Here is a 6,041-nt window from a genome sequence, read left to right as displayed (position 1 = left end):
TACCGCCGGTGACATCGATCAGGTGCCATCGGACTCGGACAAGAATGTCCCGCATCATCACAATTATTGTCACGGACACGACGTCGGCGCGCCTGCGCGCACGACGATGGAATATACCCCCGTCCTCACAGTGCCCAAGCCGACAATCTCCGCCTCTGCGTCGCTCGACGGCCGCACCGGCATGGTCCATTTGAGGCCCCCCCAAGCCTGACGTCCGATTTGGGCGTGCGTTGGCGCGCCCCTGTCGATCATCGTCAGGAGTCCTATTTTCATGAATCGTATCCTCGCGGCCATGCTGGCCGCAGCGTCTTGCGCCACGATGGCGCAGGCGCAGGTCGGACCGTCCGCGCCTGTTGCGCAGGATGCGCCGGTCTACACGCTTGACCAAGCGGTCAGTGCAGCGGGCGGTTCGGCCCCTGCTGCGGAAGCGGCGACAGCTGGAATCGACGCGGCCCGTGCAGGTCGCACAGTCGCCGGCTTGCGGCCCAATCCGGTGGTTCAAGGCCAAGTCGAGAATGTCATCGGCTCCGGGCCGTATCGGGGGGTCCGCAGCGCGGAAACCACGGTCGGCTTTGCGATCCCGATCGAGCTAGGCGGCAAGCGCGGCGCCCGCGTCGCGGTCGCCAATGCGCAATTGTCCCGGGCCGAGATCCAGGCCGCGATCATCGCGGCGGATGTCCGGCTTCAGGTAACGCAGCTCTATGTCGAAGCGGTCGCGGCCGATCGCCGGGTAATGACAGCCCGCGATCAGGCCCGGATCGCCAGCGATGCGCTGCGGGCCGCGAGCGTTCGCGTGCAGGCAGGGCGGGCATCGCCACTCGAGCAACAGCGCGCGGATGTCGCGCGTATCAATGCCGACGCCAATGTGGAGCGGCAGCTTCGCTTGGCCGAGGCGGCCCGCGCCAATCTGGCGCGTCGGATCGGACGGCCGATCGACGGCCTGCTCGATGACACGCTGCTCGATCGCCTTCCCGGTGTGAACGTCTATGGGCCGTTGGCACCGGTCAACACGACCGGCACACTCGCGCTGGCGGCAGCCAACGCGGATTTCTCCATTGCCGAAGCCGGCGTGCGGCTCGCGCGCGCCAATCGCGTGCCTGACCTGAACGTCGGGCCGTCGATCCGCCGCCTGGAAGCGACCAACGACATGGCGGCGGTGTTCAGCGTGTCGATCCCGATCCCGGTGTTCAACAATGGTCGCGCCGCGATTGCGCAGGCGACCGCGCAGCGGACCCAGGCGGATGCGCAGCGCCGCGTGACCGCGCTCGACATCGAACAGGCGATCACGGACGCGCAGGCGCAGGCGGCCAATGCCGCAACGACGGCTCGTGCGGCGTCGGGGCCGGCGCTGGCGGCTGCACAGGAGGCCGCCCGCATCGCGCGGATCGGCTATCGCGAGGGCAAGTTCGGCCAGCTCGAATTGCTCGATGCTGAACGCACGCTCGCCGAAACGCGGGTCGCCGCGATCGACGCGCTTGCCAATTACCAGAATGCCCGCGCGCAAGTGGAGCGACTGACCGCTCGTGCGCCCAATGGGGGGAATCAGTGATGAAGAGCTTTTATCTCGCGGGCGCGGCGTCGCTCGCCCTGCTCTTGGCTGCCTGCGGCGGCAAGGATGGCGGAAACGAGGCAACTGCCGAAGGCGCAGCTGCCAATGAGACGGCAGCGGGCACGGAAAAGGGCGGTGCTGAAGGCGGTCATGCCGGTGAAGGCGTCGTCACATTGGGTGCCGACCAGATCGCCACAGCGGGCGTCCAGGTCGGACGGCCGATCATCGGCGGGGCCGGGACGATCGAGCTGCCCGCGATCATCGAGGGCGACCCACAGGGAACGCAGGTCGTCTCGGCCGCAATTGCGGGACGCGTGGTCGCGCTCACCCGTAACCTCGGCCAATCGGTCGGACGCGGCCAGACCATTGCGGTCATCGAAAGCCGCGAGGCGGCGCAGATCAAGGGCGAGGTCGAGGCGGCGCGGGCGCGGCTTCAGCTCGCTAATTCGAACCTCGCGCGCGAACAGCGGCTGTTCGCGCAGAGAGTCTCCCCTGAACAGGATCTGATCGCCGCCCGCACAGCGGCGACGGAGGCGCGGATCGCCCTGACGCAGGCGCAGAGCATGGTTTCGGCGGCGGGTGTCGGCGGCGGCGGGCTCAACCGGCTCGGCATTGCCGCGCCGATCTCGGGCCAGATCATTGCGCGCCCCGTGACGCTGGGACAAACGGTCGCGGCGGATGCCGAACTCTATCGCATCGCCAACCTGAGCCAGGTGTCGATCGCGCTTAATCTCAAGCCCGAGGATGCGGGCCGGGTGCGTCCCGGCAATACGGTGCTGGTGAAGGCGGCAGGCCGTCAGGCGACCGCCCGCGTGACCTTCGTGTCGCCGGCGCTTGATCCGCAGACGCGGCTCGTGCCTGCGCTCGCCACCCTCGACAATCGCGGTGGCGAATGGCGGGTCGGCGAGCCTGTGACGGCAGCCGTGCAGCTCACGGGCAGCGGCGGGAGCGGGGCGGTCCGCGTGCCGACGACGGCGGTCCAGAGTTTCGAGGGCAAGTCGGTCGTGTTCGTGCGCACGCCCACCGGCTTCAAGGCGACCCCGGTCCAGCTCGGCGATGCGTCGGGCGACACGGTGATCGTCCGGTCGGGCCTGACCGGCAACGAACAGATCGCCACCACCGGAAGTTTCACGCTCAAGGCCGAGATCGGCAAGGGCGAAGCGAGCCACGAGGATTAAGCCATGATCGCCCGTATCGTAACCTGGGCGGTCGAGAAGCGCTGGCTAGTCCTGCTCCTCACCGTCATCGTCGCCGCCATCGGCGCCTTTTCCCTCTACCGGCTACCGATCGACGCGGTGCCGGACATCACCAACAATCAGGTCCAGATCAACGTCCGCGCGCCTGCCCTCTCGCCCGAGCTGGTCGAGAAGCAGGTGTCGTTTCCAATCGAAACCGCGCTCGCCGGCACCCCCGGCCTGGAATATACGCGCTCGTTGAGCCGCAACGGCTTCGCGCAGATCACGGCGGTCTTTTCGGACGCGACGGACATCTATTTCGCCCGCCAGCAGGTGGGCGAGCGTCTGCGGGGCGTGCAAGAGAATCTGCCCGACGGCGTGAACCCTGAAATGGGTCCGATCGCGACAGGCCTGGGCGAGGTGTACATGTACACCGTTCGTCTCGATCATCGCGAGGACGACAAGCACAAGCCCGGTGAACCGGGCCAACAGCCCGATGGCAGCTACATCACGCCAGAGGGCGAGCGACTGACGACCGAAGAGGACAAGGCGACCTACCTGCGCACCGCGCAGGACTGGATCGTGACGCCGCTTCTGAAGACCACACCGGGCCTCGCCGGTGTCGACTCGATTGGCGGTTACGCCAAGCAGTTCCTCGTCGTGCCCGACGTGCAGAAGCTGGCCTCGCTCGGCATCACGCTGACGGACCTGGGAAATGCGCTGGAGCGCAATAACACCAGCGTCGGCGGTGGCTTCGTCAATCGCAATGGCGAAGGTCTGGCTGTTCGCTCGGATGCGCTCGTTCGCAATGCCAGCGAGTTGGCCAGGACCGTGATCGCGACACGTAACGGCGTGCCGATCACGGTCGAACAAGTTGCGACTGTGAAGACGGGTCAGGCGATCCGCATGGGTTCGGCATCGGAGAACGGTACCGAAGTCGTCGTCGGCACGGCGATCATGCGGATCGGCGAGAACAGCCGCATCGTGTCGACCGCGGTCGCTGAGAAACTGAAGACGATCAACGCTTCGCTGCCTCCTGACGTCGTAATTCAGCCGGTGCTGAACCGCACCGAGCTGGTCAATTCGACGATCAAGACGGTCGCGAAAAACCTGTCCGAAGGCGCGGTGCTGGTCATCGTCGTGCTCTTCCTGCTGCTCGGCAACTTCCGTGCGGCCCTGATCGCGGCGTTGGTCATCCCGATCACCATGATGCTGACAGGCTTTGGTATGCTGCGCGCTGGGGTCTCGGCCAATCTGATGAGCCTTGGGGCTTTGGACTTCGGTCTGATCGTCGACGGCGCCGTCATCATCGTTGAAAACGCGCTGAGGCGGCTTGCCGAACAACAGCATCATGAAGGTCGCTTGCTGACCGTCAAGGAACGGCTTGCGACCGTGGCAGCCGCCGCTCGCGAGATGATCCGCCCCTCGGTTTACGGGCAGGCAATCATCATCCTCGTCTACGTACCGCTGCTCACGCTGACCGGCGTGGAGGGTAAAACGTTCGGACCGATGGCGCTGACCGTCATCATCGCGCTCGCCTTCGCCTTCATCCTCTCTCTCACCTTCGTGCCGGCGATGATTGCGATCTGGCTGTCGAAGAAGGTCGAGGAGAAGGACGGCCGCATCATCACGTGGCTGAAGAAGCGCTACGAACCCGGTCTCGACCGGGCCATGAAGCGCCCGACGCTGACGATCGGTGCGGGTGTGGGAAGCCTTGTGGTGGCGGCGCTTGCTTTCACTACGCTCGGCTCGGTGTTCCTGCCGCAGCTCGACGAAGGCGATTTGCTGATCCAGTCGCTCCGCATTCCGGCAACGTCGGTCCAGCAGAGCCAGGCGATGCAGGTGCCGATCGAGCGGATGATGTCGAAGCAGCCGGAGGTGCAATTCGTCTATTCCAAGACGGGCACCGCCGAGCTGGCGGCCGACCCGATGCCGCCGAACGCGACCGACATGTTCGTCATCCTGAAGCCGCGCAAGGATTGGCCGGATCCTGAGCTTCCCAAGGAGGAGCTGGTCAGCCGGATCGAGGGTAATCTCGCGAAGATTCCGGGAAATGCCTACGAGATCACCCAGCCCATCCAGATGCGCTTCAACGAGCTGATCGCCGGCGTGCGCGGCGACATCGCGGTGAAGGTGTTCGGGGACGACTTCAACCAGATGAACCGGACGGCCGAGCAAATCGCGGCGGTGCTGCGCAGAACGCAAGGCGCAGCGGACGTGAAGGTGGAGCAGACGACCGGTCTTCCCATGCTCGACATTCGCGTCAACCGCGACGCGATGGCGCGGTTGGGCGTTACGGCTCAGGATGTGCAGGACACCGTGACTGCGACGATCGGCGGGCGAACATCGGGCCAGATCTTCGAGGGCGACCGTCGCTTCCCCGTGGTGATCCGCCTGTCGGAGGCGCAGCGTGCCGACATCGGCCTGCTCCAACAGGTGCAGGTGCCGGTGGCAGGCGGCGGCTATGTACCGCTGTCCAGCGTCGCCGAGATCAAGGTGGTCGATGGTCCGAACCAGATCAGCCGCGAGAACGGCAAGCGGCGCGTGGTGGTGCAAGCCAACGTGCGTGGCCGCGACGTCGGATCCGTCGTGGCGGATGCGCAGGCGGCGATCGGCAGCCAACTCCGGCTGCCTGCCGGCACCTATCTCGAATGGGGCGGCCAGTTCGAGAACCTCCAATCGGCAAGCGAACGGCTGAAGCTGGTCATTCCGGCTTGCTTCATCTTGATCCTGCTGCTCCTCTACGGGGCGTTGGGATCGGTCCGCGACGCCGCGATCGTGTTCACCGGCGTGCCTTTCGCGCTGGTGGGCGGCGTCCTGTTGCTGTTCCTGCGGGGCATGGACTTCTCGATCTCGGCGGCAGTGGGCTTCATCGCCCTCTCGGGCATCGCGGTCCTCAACGGCCTCGTCATGGTCAGCTCGATCCAAGATCTGATCCGATCAGGGATGAGCCGCGAGGAAGCCGCGCATGTTGGCGCGATGCAGCGTCTGCGACCCGTCATCATGACCGCGCTAGTCGCCAGCCTCGGCTTCGTGCCGATGGCGCTGGGCGAAGGCGCCGGCGCAGAGGTTCAAAAGCCTTTGGCGACGGTCGTCATCGGCGGTCTGATCTCGGCGACGCTTCTTACGCTGTTCGTGCTGCCGACACTCTATGCCCGGTTCGGGCAGAAAGTGATCGAGAAACCCGAGCACTACAATGAGGAGCATGAAGGGGACGACCACGGTCAGACCTTCGTGAACAACTTGGCCTGATGGATGGGCGGGGCGATCCGCGATCGCCCCGCCCATCTCTGGGAGATGGGGATATGCCTCGCACC

The 6,041-nt window shown here is 65.8% G+C and carries 4 protein-coding genes; all 4 read left to right on the top strand.

What is annotated here, in order from left to right; translation table 11 throughout:
* Window positions 1-211, top strand: a 211-nt coding sequence (locus ACFSC3_RS20650) for a hypothetical protein (RefSeq protein ID WP_380942268.1), incomplete at its 5' end; no start/stop codon positions are given.
* Between the two features lie 60 nt (window positions 212-271).
* On the top strand, window positions 272-1,549 hold the full coding sequence (locus tag ACFSC3_RS20645; RefSeq protein WP_004212875.1) for a TolC family protein: 1,278 nt from the start codon (window positions 272-274) through the stop codon (window positions 1,547-1,549).
* Window positions 1,549-2,727, top strand: a complete 1,179-nt coding sequence (locus ACFSC3_RS20640; RefSeq protein ID WP_004212877.1) for an efflux RND transporter periplasmic adaptor subunit — start codon at window positions 1,549-1,551, stop codon at window positions 2,725-2,727. The genes ACFSC3_RS20645 and ACFSC3_RS20640 overlap by 1 nt, the downstream gene beginning before the upstream one ends.
* A 3-nt stretch (window positions 2,728-2,730) precedes the next feature.
* Window positions 2,731-5,976: an efflux RND transporter permease subunit gene (locus ACFSC3_RS20635; RefSeq protein WP_039335367.1), complete on the top strand. Its 3,246-nt coding sequence runs from the start codon at window positions 2,731-2,733 to the stop codon at window positions 5,974-5,976.
* Window positions 5,977-6,041 lie beyond the last annotated feature (65 nt).

Source organism: Sphingomonas floccifaciens (genome assembly GCF_042681125.1).
Classification (GTDB): domain Bacteria; phylum Pseudomonadota; class Alphaproteobacteria; order Sphingomonadales; family Sphingomonadaceae; genus Sphingomonas; species Sphingomonas floccifaciens.
This window is presented reverse-complemented; position numbering and strand designations above follow the sequence as displayed.

What these genes read in the sequence shown, in the direction of transcription:
- ACFSC3_RS20645 (WP_004212875.1), top strand. Translation starts at nt 272, where the DNA reads ATGAATCGTATCCTCGCGGCCATGCTGGCCGCAGCGTCTTGCGCCACG.
- ACFSC3_RS20640 (WP_004212877.1), top strand. Translation starts at nt 1,549, where the DNA reads ATGAAGAGCTTTTATCTCGCGGGCGCGGCGTCGCTCGCCCTGCTCTTG.
- ACFSC3_RS20635 (WP_039335367.1), top strand. Translation starts at nt 2,731, where the DNA reads ATGATCGCCCGTATCGTAACCTGGGCGGTCGAGAAGCGCTGGCTAGTC.